Origin of the sequence: Endozoicomonas sp. ALE010 (assembly GCF_049310165.1) — a bacterium.
GTDB lineage: Bacteria > Pseudomonadota > Gammaproteobacteria > Pseudomonadales > Endozoicomonadaceae > Endozoicomonas.
On record NZ_JBLYNV010000001.1, the window covers coordinates 233,873 to 253,497 of the forward strand.

Sequence of the window (19,625 nt, forward strand, 5' to 3'; positions counted from 1 at the left end):
CAATTCTTCATGACAGTATTACACGTGATCTCTAGAAGATGTGCCAATTATGATTTTCTGACACATCCAACATGGAATTCTGACCATAGGGGAAAGTTTTAGTTCACTGCCAAATGAGGAGTGTTCTGAACCATAAGTAGTTAACCAAATGAAATCATTCCGAAAAATCTGGGAACATATTCTTCAGCCGGTCAGTAGTACGAATCTTTTTCTGTTGCTCAGCAAGAAAGTCGTCTTCATAATGATTCATTACCTTTTCTATAAATAATAAGCGATCATTGGTTTTCACAACCAGCTTCAAGCCTTCATCGTGAACTCTTTGAATAACGTTGAAGAACTGCTCAATATTCATCCGGCTCCTCAATTTACTGCCGCTCATATCGCACTCCAGCAAAACCGCCTGATGCCTTGTATTGGATAAATCACTTAAATAGAAATCAGGCATTAGCCTTTGGCCTCCGGGCAAAAAGCAGGGACCCACCTGACGGATCTGCTCCACCGGGATACTGAGTTTTATGGCAATCTCATTTATTGATTCCGCCTGCTCAGTGATCACGCCTGCCGCTTTGTCCCCTTGATAATGACCCAGTTGCAATAATGCATCATCAGTCTGGACTTCAAGGCTATCCCACCATCGGGAACGTCGACTGTCTCCCTGTAGATCGTTCAGGTAACAAAAGTTATGTGCAGTTTCGGTCAAGGGATCAATAATGTCGAAATGTTTTTTATCGATATGGACAGGATAATTTGAACTGACCATGATGGCTTTGTTTTCAGCCATCACATGTTTCATGGTTTTCGCCAGAAACATTTTGGTGATGCCGAACTGACATTCGGTAACATCATCCACTATCACCAAATCCTTACCGGCAAGCATTTCGTCAACCTTTCTATTCCATTGTTTATCATCACTGCCGAGGTCCAGATACAGGCAACCTACTCTTTCATCGCTTATATAGAGGGTGTTGACGCCATAGTGAGCTGCTTTTTTGGCAACGGCTACACAAAGATGCGTTTTTCCTATTCCCGCTGATCCACTCAGAAATAGCCCCATAGGTTTTTTGGGCAGAGTTTCATCCAGGTTATTAATCACAGCGTGTGTGAACTTCAGGGCAGTCTGTTTCATCAGGTCCTGCTGTGATGAGCCGGTTTCAAAATTCTCGAAGTCGGCAGCAAGATTTTCAATGGGGAACGGTTCACCATGATCCACCGGTTTTGGTTTCAGAACCGGTGTGACAGGCAACGGCGGTTGCTGATGCCAGGCTTTATCACTTGAAAAAAATTGTGTCCAGCGCTCAGGTCTGAAGCGCAATCCACAGGTAAGACCAACAATGGGAGATTGATAGCTCAGGGTATGATCGGTCCAATCGGCATAACCCGTTTCCCCCTTTGCGATAGCAGCAATTGTATCCGTACTCTGTGGTTGGTTATAGCCATCAATCAGGAGTTTTTTGACTTGCTCGAACGTTTTCGGTTCAGCAAACTTATCTGGGCTAAATCCCAGATAGAGATTTTGTGCACTGCTGTCTTGTCCGGTGCATATCAGATTAAAACCGATGGCACTGCCGGTTTTGTGTTTTGCACTGTAGTTTTTAACGCCCTGGATATAGACAATATCCCCCTTTTTGATATCCAAATCGCCCGCTTCAATACCTGTTGGATTCGAGATAGGCTCCCCGACCGAAAACAAGCTAAACAAGCTGCCAGAGAAAGGGTTGATCATCTCGAATGGCTTTAAAACGCCAGAGGGAAGTGACATATCATCACACACATCTTGAACCATTGTTTCACTGTTACAGAAAAGCGAACAGGCAATTCTGAATGTCGAAACCGGTGAACCAAACAGGCGGTTGAATTCATCAGTGCCAAGAATGGTTTCAATGGCTCGATACTGACAGGCCAGTAAGGTCGTGGCACAGTCCGCAGTGGTGGGGCCATGAAAAAAAGCACTCAGACACTCACTTGGTGTTTCTCCTTCACTGGTTGCTACAAAACTGGACTTGTACCTCGGGTCAAAATACTTCGGTAGTGAGTGAAAACCGAGAGACGAACCGTTGATCAGATCTCTAAGCTCACGGGCTTGATAGTCCTCAGGGTAAAAGATCCCAAGGCTTTTGTTAACCTCCAGTGGTGGCGGTCTAAATCTTCTTGGTATCGGTCCCATTCGATTGTCACTTGTTACCTTCACAGGTGGGTAATACTTCGTCTTGACTGAACCCCGTTTATCGTAAGGTGTATTGCTGTGCTGGAGCCAGCGAATCGTTTCATTGGTTAATTGCTCATCCAGGGGCGCATTGCTGTTACTTTTCGGGAAATATTCCTGAGGAGGAGTGATCATGCTTACAGCCTGAAAATGAATTCTTAAAGTACTGTTATCTTCACGAAAAGACGCTTTGGTACCTGGTAAACAGGTGGCTGGATTACCTTTGGTAATTCTGAAATCACTTATCTCCTTACTTATTGCCACAGGCTTCTGCCCATCAGAATCAGGAATTTTTTTCAGGCCTTCATCAGCGCTCCCGTTCTGGCATGGTTGTTTTTGGGTTAGGGGGTGATCACCACTTAAGGTATGACCACAAAAAGTCGAAGGGTGGCTATTTTGAGTAGCCGTTTCTCTCCCCCTGGATTCTTGATTTTGGGATTCAAGACGAACGCCTGATTGATTGGTGGTGGGTGTAGTATCCATACTTGATTGACCTTTGTAATTTATATTAATCCGTTAAAAGTTGGCGTTTAAATTCAGACAGTTAATAGCCAAAGTGTAACAACCACTGCAGCATTAATTATCATTCCTGCAAAATCATAATTAGCAGATTGACTCTAATAAATGAGCCTATTAATAAGTTTGATTATTAATTGGTTAAAAAGTTCCAATTTTTTTCTGACAGATTGATCTACAATAATTGCGTCGAATGAATTGCCTGCTGAGGGTGGAATAGCTTCAAGCTTACGGTAAAAATAATTGACGAGGATTAAAAATTGGATATTAGATTTGGCGGTAACACACCACCCATATTTAATGAACGAGCCACTGAAGCACCACCCCCATATCAGAGAGCTGCAAGAGAAGATTTTTTGAACGCCTTAGACTTTCTTCCCTGGGATATAGCCTGTGTAGAAGCGAAGGAAATTATTAAACACCTGCTAGATAAGTATCAGATCAGTATTAGTGAATTAGTTGGCACTGGTTCTGGCCCGCATTTATCTGAGCGCAGTGTGAGTGTCCCAACAAGATTATCCCCAATCAGACAACTGATGCAAGCAGATGGAAATACTGATTTGTTAAAAGGTTTAAACACACTGGTAGAGGGATTTAACAAAGAAGTATCTGAATTTGAGAAAATAATCGATAGTAAAAAGCAAAAGGAAATTACTGCCAAGGCTCACGGCCTGACCAGAATAGCCACTCAGCTCAATAAAAGATTCTTTCACCATTATGATTACAGACCTAATTTCCCACAAGCCACACTCGATTTATTCAAGCTTGTTACAATGACCCCGCCTGATTTCAGCCGGTGTTCCAAAGCGATCTATCGATTGTTCGAGAGTACTGGTCAATGCAGCAAAACCGAGGGGCCTACTGATCATCAAAAAAAGGCACTCACTGAATTTTGTGACAAGCTACTCAAAGCAACAGCTCATGAGAACTATGCCCACCAGAGAGATATTGAATATGGACGTAAGTACTATGCCGACCAGATAGATATTAAATTTATAAAAGAGGAGCTGGAGAATGGGTATTATCCGGAATCTTCTTCCAATACGGTAGCTAACTTCTGCTCTACCGTTATTCTGTTTACCCGGGACGTAAAAGTTTTCCGAGATACTCTGGATGCATTATTCACATTGTATGAATTCACACCATCCGAAGCACCATTGAAGGAGATTCCAGAGGATCTTAATAAAACAATTAATGAATACGCCACAAAAGCAGATGGGTTTGATAGTTATCGTCAGTAATCGGCGTTCCAACTTTTTGCTGACATATTGGTCTATTTTGAGCACGTCGTAATGAATATCCTGCTGAGGCTGGAGCAGCTTCAGGTTGATGGCAAAGCATAATTAAGGAAATCCCAGAGGAACTTAATAGAGAAAAAGGAGAAAATTGAATCATTTCATGCACGATGAAAAAAACAATCATTCTTCTGAAAAGTCCGGAAACATATGCTTTAGCCGGTCAATAATTCCCAGGGTGTTCTTTTGCCCCCAAACATTTTCATCCAGAAATTTCTGCACATCTTTTAAAAACAGCCTCACCAATACGTGCAAGAATTTTCTGGGCTGACAAACCGTGCTGCTCACTCCCGGTTGAGCTGGCATCTGATGCATTTTCAACAGGAACAGCTGATGGAGCTGGGCCTAACATATTCCGCAGATATGCCACCTTTTCACTATCACTCCTGTCACTGTGTATCGTTTTGTGAAAGATGTTGTGAGTATCGGTTAAAATTTCAGCGCTTCTGTCAATGATATATTTTTCTCTTTCGATCTTCAGATAGGGAATATGAGCATATTCAGCTGGCTTAGTGTATCTTTCGATTATTAAAGGTTCCGGAATTTCAAAACATTTAAAGCTTATTGGCGTCCATTCTGGAACATCCTCAAAACATCCGCCATAAAAAAGACTCAACGCCTCAAACACGGTATCAATATGGATCTGATCTCTTTTACTTAATTCGTACAGACACTCATTAACCTTCCGGCTTTGCACAAAAAAACATTTCGCTATTCCTCCTGTGACGGCGGAATCCTTCCATCTCATCAGACCCAATGCATGGTCAATATCATCCCGGGAAAGTCCATATTCACGCATTTTCACCTTTACTGACGAACAGAAACGAGTAGAGTTGTAACTATCTTGACCATTCACTAAAAATACCGGGCAAATCGGGGCATTAGCCAACTCAAGCTCTACGTGTTGCCGGATCAAATCAGCAACGGCCAAATGCACAGGTAAGACCGAACTTGCATCCGGTTCTGCATCTATCCCTATTTGCAGCGTATCGTCCTGATTACTTTGGCACAGCCGATGTGCATCTAACTCAGCCGGGGGTATTTGCCTGACGCCCCTTGGCCCAAAACGAGCCTCTGGTGAAGAAGGTTTAGAAGCATCCGGTGAATGGCTTGCCAGGGAAAGGGCATTGAATTTAGCCGAAACCTCTAATTGAGCCGGGAATTCAGAGTTCATCCAGCCTGACCCTTATTATTGATTGTTTCAATACATCTTCAGACTCCCTGTATTCAATTAAGTTCTCCGACATTACAAAATGAAAATCATTCTCTAGAATCAGCTGAAAGAGAAATAGAAGGACTCTGTGAGTATTTCATGACGTGCTTGCAATCGGTACTGACCCAGTTGTTATACCTGTCCGGCGGCGGTTGCAATATATTGGATAATTCAAATAACTATTCACTCCAGCAGCAAAGGTAAAATTTATGGAACCAGCAGCTTTGCAACAGCAATTGGGCGGATCTTTAATTCGCGCATCAAATGCCGCATTTGGCATAAAGAGCCCGGACGGGCATGTATATACCGCAGATGACAAACAGGCGGCATTAGGACGGCATACTGTCAAAAAACTCAATATATCAACAGGCTATCTTGCAGGCATGGCCGCTAAAGGTGGTATTTCAGGTGCTTTGGGTGGTATTGCTGGCGTTACCTTTGTTGGTCTTACCAGAGCCACTGGAGAGTTCTCATGGAAACCTGTGGCCATAGCGGGAGCAGCGGGTGCAACACTGAACGTATTGAGAGCCATCGCCAATGCCAGGCCCATGACGCCACTGGAGCATGCCAGCCAGGAACTGGAGCAGGCCATGGAAGATGAAGCCTATCTGCTCAATCATCCGCTGGATCAGCCTGACCATGAATACAGCAGCGATGACTTTTTGGTTATCAAATATATGACGAATAGATACCAGGATTCCTGGAAGTCACTCTGGCTATTATGGGCAGGTATTCACACCCACGATCACCAGAGTAACTTTAATAAAAGCATGAATGAGTTCAGCGCTGTGTTAGAAGGTGAATATGGCGTGAAGAAGGAGGATATTAGCAACGTTATTGCCAGTATGGGGGATATCGACTCCCCGGAAGCTGCAACAGAACTTCCTGATTTCAAACGATTGATGAAGAAGTTTCCTGTCCCGGCAAAAGACCAGGAAGATCTTGCCAGGCGGATGTTTATCTTTAACCGCATCATTACGGAAGATCTGGACAAACGCCAGAGTCGCCCGGTCAGTGAACTCTACCAGGACCTGCTCAAGACCAGGTACAGCCACTACAGGGAGCGCCTTGGACAGGATAAGATCCGATTGCAGGAAGATGTTTGTATTTTGCGGGGAGTTGAAAGAAATCACTCGGCTCCGGTATCAGGTCCGTCTGCAACCGGAACTGCTGAAAGCTAGCACATGGTTTCAATGAGTAGGGTGTCGGCTCCTTATAGGAGCTGGCCTGCGAAAGGCTTGCTTTCTGGTTTCGCAACTTTCTCGGGATTGTGGGAACAAGTCCGGTCGTAAAAAAAGGCTCTTTGCCGGAGCAAGGAGCCTTTGGTTTAACTTTAAGCGTGTTGGTGTTGAACGTGCGCGCTTCCCAGGCGTCTTTGGCATCCTGCATCGCGATGCTGTTGTTCCACACCAGTTCACCAAAGTTCAGGGTTGTGGTGGCTGCCAGACCGTAGCGGTCAGAAAGTTCAAATTTTTCCTTAGTGACTGTATTTGTTGCAGTAACATAGTCACCGTTGACTTCATATTCACCACCAAAACTGATGCTAAAGAAGCCGTCATCACTCAGATAGTTAACTGCCGGACGAACCATGAAGCTGTTATGGCTGGAATCAATGTCAACAACACCCTGTAAATACTCGCTGCTGTTTTCGAGTACGCTTTCGGTATCACCGTAAACAGTAGAAACTTCGGCAGTCCAGTTGCCCATCTCGCCGATAATACGAGCTTGACCAGCATCACCACCACGACCACGGCCCTCTTTCGCCATATAGTAATAGATGCCGCTACCAATGCTGTCAGCGCCATCAGCATAAAACAGCGCAACGTCTTTACCCAGCGGGAACAGATTCATGGCTTCGTAACGGCCAATCTGGAATGCCCAGCTGTCTTTTCGGCCAAACATTACTTACAAAAAGTTGACCCAGCTCAACATCTTGCAAATGTTTCATAAGAAAATAGTCAAACAACAAGGACTGTTGATTTTTTAGTTGCTCTTATAGAATAGTTACATCGCTTTTCGGGTCTTTAGACATTGACAACACACCGAGAATATCAACAAGGCTCAATCCAACCCATTTAGTCTGCCAGGGCCAATAAAGCCATATCACGGCCAAGCCTACCTCCTTTCCGCCTATTACTTATTGATCATGGACGCCTAACCTCATAAAGTGCCTGCCCTTCTCATGACCAGCACGGAAATGTCATGAGTTATATCATCAGTCACCGGGGTCCTTAATGAAGCAAACCAATCACTTCGTCGCTGTAGAAGCCAACATTGCTGCGGGCAAGTCAACTCTTCTTCCCAAACTGGCAGCAGAGCTGGGCTGGGACGCCATTCAGGAGCCTGTGAATGACCCGGAATTTACACGACTGCTTCAGGAGTTCACAGACCACCCAAATGATGCGGTTAAGCGTATTCAGTTTCAGGAGTACATTACCAATCGCCGGGCCAGCATTGTTGAGCAGTTGCCCACTGACCGCAACTATCTGATTGAGCGCTCCCTTTACTCTGATTTGATTTTCACCCAGGCGAACTTTCTGGGGATGGTCAAACCAGATGAACGCTATATGCTGCATTATTGTGAAATCCAGCGCAGACTGAAGGATTATCCGGTGATCAGCGCGGTCATTTATCTCAGAACCGCTCCGAACATTGCCCATAGCCGTCTGATTGAGCGGGCAAGAAGTGCCGAGGATGGAACTCCACTGACGTACCTCTGCGATATCCATAACTATCATGAGGCCATCCTGCCACAGATCTGCCGCTCAATGGGGACACCATTAATCACTGTGAACTGGGATGATTTTGGCTGCGAAAAAAATCTGGCAAAACAACTGCTGGAAACGATTCAACCGGGCACGCTGAAGCCGGCAGTCTGTGATGCACAAAACCATAATCTGTGAGAGAAACATTCAGAACATGGGGAGGAACAGAGTGCGCGACTGTCATGATTAAAGGATCGAAAAGATTGACAATCGAAAAGCAGCCAGTATTGGTGAACGCTCTTGACTTAACAGAGCTACAAACATCAGAATCAGAGGATCTTACACCAGGAGCCTTAGTCTGAAGACTTTCAGTCTGACTTTTGTGTTGTGATCTTGCAGATTCAAGTTCTGTTTTCATGGTTGAGGGTATGTATTTCCAAACTCCGGGGTTTGCGTCGATTGCTGAAGCGATAAAGGCAGGGTCATCTCCAAGCCAACGACTACCAGACACGAAAGCATAAGGATTATGTCCGATTAAGCCCAGCAAATAATTGCGATCCTTCAATAGTTCTTCCTTGACATGAAACAAGACACCAATATCACCAGCAATTAAGGTTTCAATAATGCTTTTATCGCTTCGGATTCTTTCACTTGCATGACGCATAGCATCCGAACACTGTGCGACAGCGGCCCTTACAACATCAACATTATCCTGAAGATCCGGGCTTGCATATTCCAGCTGTTCGCCTTGTTGAGTGACTGCGGCCATGACGACATCTCTGTCATTCTTCAGTCGTCGGCTAACATATTGCAAGTCATTTGGGTGTTTTGCAATGGTTGGTAATACAAGGTCTTTATCATTTCGAACCCGTCGGCTGGCATACTGCAGCCCTTGCTCCAGCAGGATATTCCTGATCTTTTCTTTATGACCCGGAAGTGGCTGACCCGGTGGAACCTTAAACGCCAGGCGGTAACTCCAACAAGATGGTTCGATAATATAGTATTGATCTTTCAAGTCGTCATACACAAGATCAACCAGTTGGGTAGCGTTTTTGCAATTTGACGGTAATAAAAGATGATGTAAGAGTTCCCTGCGGGTGTCCAGATCAATCTTATCACTCGCAAACATTTTCTGAAGTTGGTCATCCGATTTCACCAACCATCTTAACTCTTGAACATGATCAATAAATTGTTGGTGGTATTTGCTTAATAACGAAGAGTAGCTGGAACTTTTGTATAAAGAATGATAGACCGATGAGAAAAGACAATGGTTGAAGGCGAATCTATTGGCTTCTTCTGAAAAATCATTGTTAAGGCGTTGTGCAAGAAAGTTAAAGTTCCACTGATCTCCTTCAACAATGGGTCTGTCTTTGAGGTGAAGATCCAGATCACTCATACCACATAACACAGACAGCAGTTTTTCAAAGGCCTCCTGCATGGTTGACCTTAATTTCATTCGGGGGCATTCGACGATAATTTCTCCTGCTACGGCATTGCAACTCAGCTTGATGCCATCAGCATCCTTATCCAGTTCAACCGCTTTCAGTAACTGCGCCAAAAACCACATGCGTTTCAACTTGCCAGGTTTATCACTGCCATCAGGTTTCTTAAAACTGTCAGAAACTTTCAGACGCAAGATGCGTCCTTTTCCCCCCTCTGCGTGTTCAAGTAGCTCGATAACGCACACATGACTTCCTAACACCAGATTAACAATCAAGGCATCATCCATACTGACGACAGTCCCTGATTTTCCTATATCATTGAGGAGCTGTTTGCAGGACGGATTTAATAGCGGTGTCTTTACAGCCGAGCCACCCGGAGTCGTGCAATCAACATAGGTGATGCACCGTTCATTAGAAAGCCTGCCCTGACCAGAATCCACAGTGACCGGTCCCAACGCCTCAACAAAGCGTTTATGGAGGGCAAAAATTAACTCATGGACACTCCGGACCTGCTCAGCCTCCGAAGGATTGAGTGCTTCAAGGCTGGATTGTAGCTGATGACAGGCTGACACCCACTGACGAAACCTTCCCACGGGTGGCCGAGATGTTTCAACGGCATGCAGTGGATGAATGATGGTGTTTACCGTTGAGGTGATGGTCTGTTTCAGCGTTTCGAACCGGGTGATCAGCAGCAGTGATTCTGCCTGCAATGACTTGACCCGGTCTGAACTGCTGTCACCCGCCAGCAGCAAGAATGCGCGGTAACCGTCCAACAGTGCTTCAGCTCCATGAATCAGCCGGTTTACACTGTCCCTGGTCTCTGCCACTAAATGTGCTCGTTGTGGCGACATACTCAGTTTGATCGGGTGTGCCAAACAATCCAGTCCACCGCCAGGGGCAAACAGTGACAGCAGGCGGGCATTTTGATCCGAGAGCCAGTGAAAACCGCTGGCGACCTGACAGAATGTGCCTTGTGGGAGGGACAAATCTTCCCATGACGGGATGTCTCTTGCTAACGGCACATCAGAAAAAGCAGAGGACAGACTCCCGTAACTGACCAGTTTTCTGCTGAGGTCACCGGTAACAACAAATGCACCGGGCTTACCGTTAAAGCGGGCGCAGGCCAGCGTGGCCTGTTGGCCAACCTGAGCGACCACTGCCGGGTACTGGCCACCAGCCACCATTAAGGGTATTTTTTTCTGTCTCAGGAAGATCCCCACATGGTCATTCCGTCCTCCCGCGGCAACGGCAAAACCCCCTACCCGTTTCAGAAATTCAGGCTCAAGCATCCACTCTTCAGCGTGTTGGGCAACGACAATGGCTCCCTCTGGCATAGTGTCTGTGGCTTGTTTATTGGCCAACCAGAGTGATCCGGTGCAATAGCCTTCACTGACGCCCTCACCACTGGCCAGGGTCTCTTTGGGTATGGGCATGGCAAACTCCATACCCCCGGGAAGCCGGGTAATAGGGCGCACCTGCAACAGGAACAGGCGACCCTGATGATCGATGGCAAACTCCACATCCACGGGGCAGAGCAGCAGGTCTTCCAGCTTGGTCACCGCTTGCATGAGTTGTTCAATCTGGTCATCACTGAGTCGATACCCATCACCGTCTGATTGTGCATCAGTATCAATCGCTGTTTCCGAATAGCCGTTATTATCTGTGTTTTTGTCCAGGATGAAGTGACTTGAGATGGTCCCGCGAATGTATTGGGCGTTGTAAGCACCTTCTTTGCAATCCTTGCGCACAATGTCGATGCGGTGGGGCGTGTTACCGGACTGCCCTCCTACTATGCCTCTGGGCTGACCGGATGTGTACTCAACCCTGACGGTATTATCACCCTGAAGTGATTGAAAGCTCATGGCTACACCACCATATTTGCAGTTAATGCACTTTTGGATAATCAGTGCCATGGGTTGTGGTATACCCCCGGAACATAATTCAGGCCGGTAACCTGAGGCCATGACTTTAAGGCAGGTGCGCAAAACATCATCTTCTCCCTGAACTTCAGAGAGGTATTTGCCCGCCTGGGCATCGCTGTAGTTATCTTCGTTGATGCCAGAACTGCGGACAATAACCGGCTGTGATCTGGATATTCGGTCACGCAGAGCCCTGATGTGTTTGGCCGCTTCAGAATCTTTAACCTGTTGGTAAAAGTCATTACTGGCGACAAATATTGCCAGACCTGCCAGCCAGTCATTCCTTTTGGTTTGCTCTGAAGGTGGCAAGGCATTGAGATATTTCCTGATGTTCATCAGACTGGTCTCTACCCAAGGTTCACTGGTAATGCCAGAGAGATAGGGAGCTAAAAGACGGGTATCCAGAGGGTGTTGCTCAAGAGCATTCATTACCTCAGCGGTAACACATTGGAACGGTGGGACAGACAATCCTATTTCCTGCATGCGTCGCAAAAACATTCCCTTTCCCCCAAGTTGTTCCCGGTTTGGCGGGGAATGGTTCGCCTGATGGAATGGTGATGACACATGTGAACTGCACAGACGCTTGGCTAATGGATTGTTGACGGCAGGATTGCCACGGGGATCATAATCGTTAATATACCTTCTGGCTGGCCTGCTGCCCCCGTCGGATAAATTGAGGGACCTGGTATCAATATTTGGATTCGTTGCCGGGTTTTGATAACCCAAATAATGAGCTTTAACATGAAACATTTAGAATCCCTCTAACATAAATATCCATGAAATTATGACCAGTGTTTTAGTTTTTGAATGATGATATAGCCAGGAATCTGTAAATGACCCTAAATTGGACAAAGATATTGTTATAAAGTTCACAGTAAAAAATTAAGTCCATGCTCTCTAAAAGGGCATAAAAAAACAGACACTTACCAAACCCGTCGTAAAGCATCGCGAAATCGGGCGGAGATATAAGACAGGAAGGCCGGGCAGCGCAGGCATGGAGCGTTCCGCAATGTGGAATTTTATGCGATAACCAAGCCCGGGCGGACCCACCTGTTCACTGAGCAATGAACGGTGGAACAGAAACGTTCCTGGAGCGATCTAAGAGCCTTCGCCCAGGCGGGGAGTGTCAGGTGACAGTGTCTATCAGTTAGAGGTCATGGAGTGGATTCTCAGGCCAGGGTGAACTGAACAGATCATTCAACAATTGTTCATCGACCTGATCAACGGTGTTAAATTTCCATTGGGGATTTTTATCCTTGTCAACCAGCCGGGAGCGGACACCTTCGCAGAAATCGCCCTTAAGTACCGTATTGACGGACAGAGCCAACTCACTCTGAAGCGCCTCTTTAAGGGACATGTGCCGTGCTCGCTGTAACTGTCGATAGCCAATGGCTGCCGACAGTGGCGAACCATGAAGTGCGGTTTTTCTGGCGGCCAGCAGCCAGTCATCATCGGTCTCAAGGCTATCAATGGCGGTCATCACATTGGCCAGTGATGGTTGATCCATCAGTCCGGCAATTAAATCCCTGTGCTCACGCACCTTTGAATAGGGTAGCCACCCGGCACTTTTTTCCCGGTATTTCTGCAGGACAGAATAAACGACAGCGTGGGCTTCTGAAGCGTTCCAGTCTGCTTGCTGCAAAGACTCCAGAACATTGTCACAAAATGCATGATCAATAAAACGGTTAGCCAGGCCAACATAGATCGCATCAGCCGCATTAAGCCGACAGCCGGTCAACGCCATAAACAGGCCAAGCCTTGCGGGCAGATGGCTCAGGATCCAGCTGCCGGCAACGTCCGGATAGAGGCCAATACTGATTTCCGGCATGGCCAGCATGGAGGTATCCGTCACTATTCTGAAATCAGCCCCAGCCATCAGGCCAATACCGCCGCCCATCACAATGCCATTACCCCAGCAGATAACCGGCTTGGGATAGGTGTGAATCATGTAATCAACACGGTATTCTGTGGCAAAAAAATGACCGGGCACCTCAGGCTTGCCATCAATAACCGCCTGCCTCAGCGCCCGCACATCACCACCAGCACAAAAGGCCTTTTCACCGCTGCCCTGCATAAACACGGCCACAACATCATCATTGTCACGCCAGTCAGAAAATTGCTGAAGCAACAGGTCAATCATGGATTGATTCAATGCGTTCAATGCTTTTTCAGCATTCAGCGTGATCAGGCCAATCTTTTTATTATCCCGGGCATTCAGTTCGGAAAACAGAACATCAGCGGCCATATTCGTACCTCTCCATATCCGTTGGCAAAAGCATAGGTAACTGAGTCTTGATTATCAATGAAAATACCAAAACAGGGTATTGAAGATCGGGGCAGCGATAACTGCCCCGGATATAAAAGCTATTTACTGACCGGCAGATCCTTCAGACAGTCAATGGTGTTGCATTCGATTCTGTCAGTCTCTTTTTGGTACGCCTTCTTGTGGGGCTCACCAAACGAGCGAATAACAAGCTTACCCCTGTTTTGCACCAGTCTGGCCAGGGCAGACTGCATATCCGAGGGCTTGAGTTTGCGAATTTCATCCGCAATTTTCACTCGATTGTCAAAATCCAGCTCGCCACTGGCAATTCCCTGCCAGAAACGACCATTACGTTCATCCATATTGTCGTCTTTCTTCAGCAGGTCACCGATCAACCCCTGGCGATACTGTTCCAGCTCCTGGTCTGTCAGTCCTGCCAGCACCGCTTTCTGATCGTTCAAAAACTGATCTACACGACCTTCCAGGCCAATAGGGTCCAGCTTGGGCGATTGCACCACAAAAATAACACCGGGGTGTTTCTCAAAGGGACGAGGCCCGGCAAACACCACGTACCCCAGCTGCTGTTCCGTCCGCAGGCTGTTAAAAAACGGATTTGCCAGCAGACGACCAAGCAATGCGTATTGAGCGCGCTCCCGGTTATCCGTTTTGGGAATCTGGTAATAACTGATCAACATCGAGTCATCATGCTCAATAGCCATATTCAGAACACGGTTGGTGTCGCCCAGAAGGTGGAAGGGCAGATCAAAACGGTCCCGACGGTTATGGTCATTCAGTAATGCCGACTCAACCATTGACGACAGTGTTAGTGCTTCCTGCTGACTGTGGTTACCATAAACCAGCATTTCTATATGAATCTGCCGGTAGAAGTCATGGGCATAATTAATCAATTGCTCATAAGTGACCTTTTCAGCAGCATTCAACAGAACATCATCCTCAGGATAAGATGGATAGGTTGCCTGGCTAAGCGCATCCATGCCCAGTCGGTAAGGGGCATGGAACTTCTTGTTTTTCAGACCTCTGACCAGCACTGCCTGTTCCTGTTCAAACGCGCTCTTCTCAGGCTTAAAGGTTGTGACTGCCTTGAGAATGTCTTCCAGCAGTACGGCCTGTTTGTCCTGATATCCGGCAAGGCTGATTAACAGCCCTCGTCGTCCGGCCGTGATGCTGTAATTGAGACCCGCCTCCCTGGCCGGATAGCCATATTCATTGAGGCTTCTTGACAGCAGCGACTTGTATATCTGGATCAATACATTATCGTCAGGTGTCGCTGAAGCAGCCGGTGTAGAGATCATCACCCGTACATTGCCACGGGGCATATTGAAACTGGTATCGGTCAGGCTCCATACCCGTAATCCCGGCTGTTCAAGAATAACCGATGGTTCAGTGACCTGGCCGCTGTCATGCAGTTCAAAGGTACTGGCGATAAACGGGTTCGGTTCAGGAATAGTCAATGACTGTCGGGCAATGGGCGTCTTCAGCCGTGTGACCAGCTCATCGGCAAGGGGCTGAATGCTGTATTGCGTCTCAAAATACGGCTCAACCTGATCCGTGGACAGGTTCTGGGCAATGACCACCTGACGTAGATTTTCCGGGGTCATTCTGGCCAGATAACCCGAGATCAGCTCAGGGTCGTAGGAGTCATAAAGATAATTTGCTTCCAGCAGATGCTCCGGTGGCAGATAGTGCATTCTGGCCGCCAGCCCTGAGGCAGTCTGCTGCGGGTTACGGTCTTCCTGATAACGAAAGGCCAGCTCTGCAATTTGTTTGCTCTCCTCATAGAGCCATGGCTCAAGACCTTCCCTGCGAATCAGATCAAGATAGTCAAATACCATGGCCGTAATCTCATCCACCCGGGCCAGCCCTTCAGGCGTCAACTCCATGCGAACGGTAAACTCACTGTACTCATTGGGCAGGTCACTGCTGTAGGCTGCCAGTGAAACAATCAGGCCACGTTCTTTCAACAAACTGTGCAAACTGCCTTTGCCTTCGTAACCAATGATTCGGGCAAGATAGCCCAGAGGCTTGATATGGTAAAAAGGCTGTGTACTGGGCATGGGAAAACCCAGTGACAGAACCCGGGTATCTTTTAATGGCACAATATTGATACGGGCCTGCAATTCATTCCGGGTATACGGCTGTTTACCAATAATCAAATCGGGTTTTGCGCCCGGGGGAACCATCGAAAAAGAGGTATTCACCCACTGCTCAAGCCTGTCCAGTGGCTCTTTGCCATAAACAACCACACCCATATTGGCAGCAACATAGTACCTGTCATGAAAATCCTTTAACGACTGCCAGAGCTGCCCGTCACGATCATGCAGCGTCTCAAGGCTGCCGATATTAAACCGGCTCTTCGGGTGCTCCGGGTTTGACGTGGCATTGAGCGCCATAAAGAGACGCCAGCCATCCTCTCTGGCGTGCAGGCGATACTCTGCATCGACCGCATTTTTTTCCCGCTCTACATAGTTCGGATCCAGCCTGGGCGCGATAAAAAACTGGGCAAGGCGATCCAGCGCTGGCTGCAGCTGGTCGCTGTTAATATCAAAGTAGTAATTGGTTCGTACATCCGTCGTATAGGCATTACTGCTGCCACCATTGGCACGGATAAATTCAGAGTAACTGTCTACGTCCGGGTACTTTTCCGTCCCCATAAACAGCATGTGTTCGAGGAAGTGGGCAAGCCCAAGACGGTCGTCGGGGTCCTGGTAACTACCAACATTCACATCCACCGCAGCTGCCGACTTGTCGGTATCCGGGTCTGAGATCAGCAGCACCTTGAGACCATTATCCAAAGTGATATAGCGATAATGCCGGTCATCAGCAGGGCTTTTTATTACGTCTCCCGGGGTCACAAGGGCTTCTCTCTCCGTCGTCATTGAACAACCTGCTATTGAAACCATGGTTAGTACTCCTGCAACCATTGACACCAGTTTTTTTAACATATCAGCTTTCACTGTCCGGAACATCATACAATCTTTTGATCTATCCTGTTTTATTCGGCTTGCTGGCAAATCACCAGCCACCTGCGTTTTCCAGGAGCCTGTCGGACTTAAGCGTCCGTAGCGAGGATTGCGAGAAATTGAGGATAAAAATTTCTGCTTCTGAGGAGAATAGCGGGGCTATTTGACGAAGAAGCAGGAATTTTTAGACCAATTTATCGCAACCGCAGTAGGACAGTCTTAAGTCCGACAGGCTCCTAGCATCACTGAATCAATGCACTAAATGTCAGCATGGCGCATCTTCGTGTGGACTACAACAGCAATGCACTGGTTTTCCATCGGTTTTTCATGAATAATCTGCATCCCTTCCTGATACTTCATTTTTTTGCTTTCATGAAATTCCCCGGCCGACGAAAGATCAAGCATTACTTCCCGGTCAATACCCACAATCGCTTTGATATGGAAAGCTCAGTGTTTGGCCAGGCCAACACCTATATCTGTGGTATTGATCAGAACCTGGTGGATATTACTGCCCGAGTCGATGACTCAGTACTACGGGATTATGGCCTCGATAAAGGTGCCTCTCAATGGATAGATAACGACCAGGCCAATCGTCTGTACTGTTTTCTGAACGAGCAGCAGCTTATTGAAGACCAGTTTGCCGGCGGCACCATCGGTAACACGCTTCATAATTATTCCGTGCTGGCAGATGATCGCTCCGTTCAATTTGGCGTTATGAGTAAGAACATCCAGGTGGGTGACTACGCGTATCGCTACCTCTGTAATACCAGCAGTAAAGTCGATCTTACCTGGCTTCAGCCGGTTGATGGCCCTATTGGCCGTTGCTTTGCGCTGATTACGGAAGATGGTGAGCGTACCTTCGGTATCAGTCCCGGTTTTATGAACCAGCTCAGCCCCGAGTTTATCGATGAAACAATCATCGCCGAATCTTCAGGCCTGGCGCTAAGCGCTTATACGCTGGCAAATCCTGATCTGCCAATTTATCACGCCATGGTAAAAGCAGCACAGCTGGCAAAAAAACATCAAGTTCCGGTCATTTTGACACTGGGCACCCGTGGACTGGTCAATGCCATCAAGCAACCACTGATCGAGTTTCTTAACGAATATGTCACCATTGCCGCCATGAACGAAGAAGAAGCCGAGGAATTGACTGGAGAGCCGGACCCGCTGTCATCTTCTGCGCATATGCTGCAATGGGTTGATATGGTGTTACTGACGGCTGGTGCCGAAGGTCTTTATTTAAGTGGTTATACTGAAAAAGCGCTGGCCAGGGAAACTGACAACCCTATCCGTTCCGGAGCGATCAGTGATTTTAACAGGTATGAGTTCAGCCGCCCTCTGCTGCGCGCTCACTGTGAAGAACCACTGAAAGTATACTCACACATCAGCCCCTATCTTGGCGGCCCCAAAAACATAAAAAACACCAACGGTGCAGGCGACGGTGCATTGGCAGCACTTATTCACGATATGGCTGCCAACTACTATCACCGCCAGGTATTACCAACCTCAAGCAAACACAATAAGCCCTGGGTTACCTACTCATCCTTTGCCCAGGTTTGCAAGTACGCCAACCGGGTCAGTTTTGAAGTGCTGGCACAAAGCTCTCCCCGCCTGTCCAGGGCATTGCCGGAACGGGAGATGAGCCTGGAAGACAGTTACTGGGACCAATAAACGTCGATATCATCCCTTTTTAACGATGCCAGGATCAACGGCATCGTTATTCTACCCGGCTGTCAACTGTCAGCTGCTATAGTTGTTCGATCACCTTATGCCAGAGAAACCGCAATGAAGGATTGTGTCGTCTTTTATGGTGCCAGTGTAACCAGTCGGTCAAAAACTCAGGCCCGGGAAATTATTGACCGTGCGATACATATCTGTGAGTTGCTCAAAAACTATGGTTATCATTGCCATGCCGATGTTGTTCTGGATGACAAGCTGCACAGTCGATCAGCAGCGTCCATAACCAATATCCCTGAAAAGTTTCTCAAGCTCAGTACCGAAGAACAGGTCAATAAGCTATACCCTTTTCGTGCGTCTGATCCCAATGAGCTGCATAAAGAGCTGGCCTGCTACTACTGGGGACTGGACAGTTTGAGAAACGCCCGATTCTGCCTCTGGGATTTGACTTACCCCTCCACAGGTGCGGGCTTCGAACTGGCAACCGCTCTGACACTGGGTAAAAAGTGCTTTTGTTTTTCAGAAAACACCCGAATATCATCCACCGTGTGTGGCTATCCGCTGAACTCCCTGACGATTGGCAAATATAGTGACGGGTTTGAGCAACGGTTACTTGAATTCATAAAAGCCAGTGACCGGCATTTCAATATAAACCCCGGGGAGTAGCAGAGAATCCAGGAACACTGTAAAGAATGCTGTGACGCGGTTAAAATAAAAAATCATTTAACAGTACAGTGCCGCCATGGATATCAGCCATTTAAGAGAAGAGTACACTCAGGCCGGGCTCAGTCGGGACAACCTGAAAACCAGCCCCTTTGACCAGTTTGAGCTCTGGTTCAAGCAGGCTCAGCACGCTCAGCTGGCCGAACCCAATGCCATGAGCCTTGCCACCGTTTCCGCATCAGGCATGCCATCCCTGAGAACGGTACTCCTCAAGTATTTCGACCAGTCCGGCTTTGTCTTTTTCACCAACTACAGCAGTAATAAAGCCAGGGATATTACCAGCAATCCCCACGTTGCCATTATGTTTCCCTGGGTAGCCCTTGAACGACAGGTGGTCATCCAGGGCAAGGCAGAAAAAATTTCCACGGCTGAATCACTGCGTTACTTTACCAGCCGCCCTCATGGCAGTCAGCTCGGTGCCTGGGTATCACAGCAAAGCTCGGTCATTACCGGACGTAAGGTTCTGGAATTGAAACTGGAAGAGATGAAACGCAAATTCAGGGAAGGAAAAGTGCCTCTGCCCGATTTCTGGGGTGGCTATCGCGTCGTGCCTGAGAATATGGAATTCTGGCAAGGTCGCCCAAACCGCCTGCACGATCGCTTTCAATACACCCGGTTGTCCGCAGAGAAGGGCTGTGACTGGCAAGTCGACCGCCTTTCTCCCTAAACCTCCGTCAGTATTTTATGG

11 protein-coding genes are annotated in these 19,625 nt (G+C 47.4%); 5 read left to right on the forward strand and 6 right to left on the reverse strand.

All coding sequences use genetic code 11. The features are described from left to right. Positions 1–154: 154 nt before the first annotated feature. On the reverse strand, positions 155–2,686 hold the full coding sequence (locus tag ACO6UY_RS00850; RefSeq protein WP_422488800.1) for a DnaA ATPase domain-containing protein: 2,532 nt from the start codon (positions 2,684–2,686) through the stop codon (positions 155–157). Positions 2,687–2,979: 293 nt separating this feature from the next. On the opposite strand from ACO6UY_RS00850, the gene ACO6UY_RS00855 reads away from it, so the two are divergent. Next, positions 2,980–3,960 carry a hypothetical protein gene (locus ACO6UY_RS00855; RefSeq protein WP_422488802.1) on the forward strand — a complete coding sequence of 327 codons (981 nt, stop codon included), beginning with the start codon at positions 2,980–2,982 and terminating at the stop codon, positions 3,958–3,960. A gap of 256 nt (positions 3,961–4,216) precedes the next feature. On the opposite strand, the gene ACO6UY_RS00860 is transcribed toward ACO6UY_RS00855, so the two are convergent. Further along, a complete protein-coding gene (locus ACO6UY_RS00860) occupies positions 4,217–5,188 on the reverse strand; it encodes a hypothetical protein (protein ID WP_422459036.1) in 972 nt (323 codons plus the stop codon). 1,074 nt (positions 5,189–6,262) lie between these two features. Further along, a complete protein-coding gene (locus ACO6UY_RS00865; RefSeq protein WP_422488804.1) occupies positions 6,263–7,129 on the reverse strand; it encodes a carbohydrate porin in 867 nt (288 codons plus the stop codon). A gap of 332 nt (positions 7,130–7,461) precedes the next feature. Here ACO6UY_RS00865 and ACO6UY_RS00870 point away from each other — a divergent pair, with 332 nt between their 5' ends. Further along, positions 7,462–8,130 carry a deoxynucleoside kinase gene (locus ACO6UY_RS00870; RefSeq protein WP_422465902.1) on the forward strand — a complete coding sequence of 223 codons (669 nt, stop codon included), beginning with the start codon at positions 7,462–7,464 and terminating at the stop codon, positions 8,128–8,130. Here ACO6UY_RS00870 and ACO6UY_RS00875 read toward each other — a convergent pair. The 3 genes from ACO6UY_RS00875 to ACO6UY_RS00885 all read right to left on the reverse strand — a co-directional run bounded on the left by ACO6UY_RS00875 (position 8,012) and on the right by ACO6UY_RS00885 (position 16,477). Beyond that, positions 8,012–12,043 carry a PEP/pyruvate-binding domain-containing protein gene (locus ACO6UY_RS00875; RefSeq protein WP_422488806.1) on the reverse strand — a complete coding sequence of 1,344 codons (4,032 nt, stop codon included), beginning with the start codon at positions 12,041–12,043 and terminating at the stop codon, positions 8,012–8,014. The two genes, ACO6UY_RS00870 and ACO6UY_RS00875, sit on opposite strands and share 119 nt — an antisense overlap. Before the next feature lie 397 nt (positions 12,044–12,440). Continuing rightward, on the reverse strand, positions 12,441–13,538 hold the full coding sequence (locus tag ACO6UY_RS00880) for an enoyl-CoA hydratase/isomerase family protein (RefSeq protein ID WP_422445085.1): 1,098 nt from the start codon (positions 13,536–13,538) through the stop codon (positions 12,441–12,443). Positions 13,539–13,657: 119 nt separating this feature from the next. Further along, on the reverse strand, positions 13,658–16,477 hold the full coding sequence (locus ACO6UY_RS00885; protein WP_422488807.1) for an insulinase family protein: 2,820 nt from the start codon (positions 16,475–16,477) through the stop codon (positions 13,658–13,660). Positions 16,478–16,807: 330 nt separating this feature from the next. Between ACO6UY_RS00885 and ACO6UY_RS00890 the strand changes: the two genes are divergently transcribed. The 3 genes from ACO6UY_RS00890 (at position 16,808) to pdxH (ending at position 19,604) form a co-directional block, all read left to right on the forward strand. Beyond that, complete coding sequence (locus ACO6UY_RS00890; RefSeq protein ID WP_422445089.1) at positions 16,808–18,208, forward strand: inosine/guanosine kinase; 1,401 nt, start codon at positions 16,808–16,810, stop codon at positions 18,206–18,208. A gap of 114 nt (positions 18,209–18,322) precedes the next feature. Continuing rightward, positions 18,323–18,880 carry a hypothetical protein gene (locus tag ACO6UY_RS00895; protein WP_422460096.1) on the forward strand — a complete coding sequence of 186 codons (558 nt, stop codon included), beginning with the start codon at positions 18,323–18,325 and terminating at the stop codon, positions 18,878–18,880. Between the two features lie 76 nt (positions 18,881–18,956). Beyond that, positions 18,957–19,604, forward strand: coding sequence for a pyridoxamine 5'-phosphate oxidase (gene pdxH / locus ACO6UY_RS00900; RefSeq protein WP_101745930.1), 648 nt, complete (start codon positions 18,957–18,959; stop codon positions 19,602–19,604). Positions 19,605–19,625: the final 21 nt, after the last annotated feature.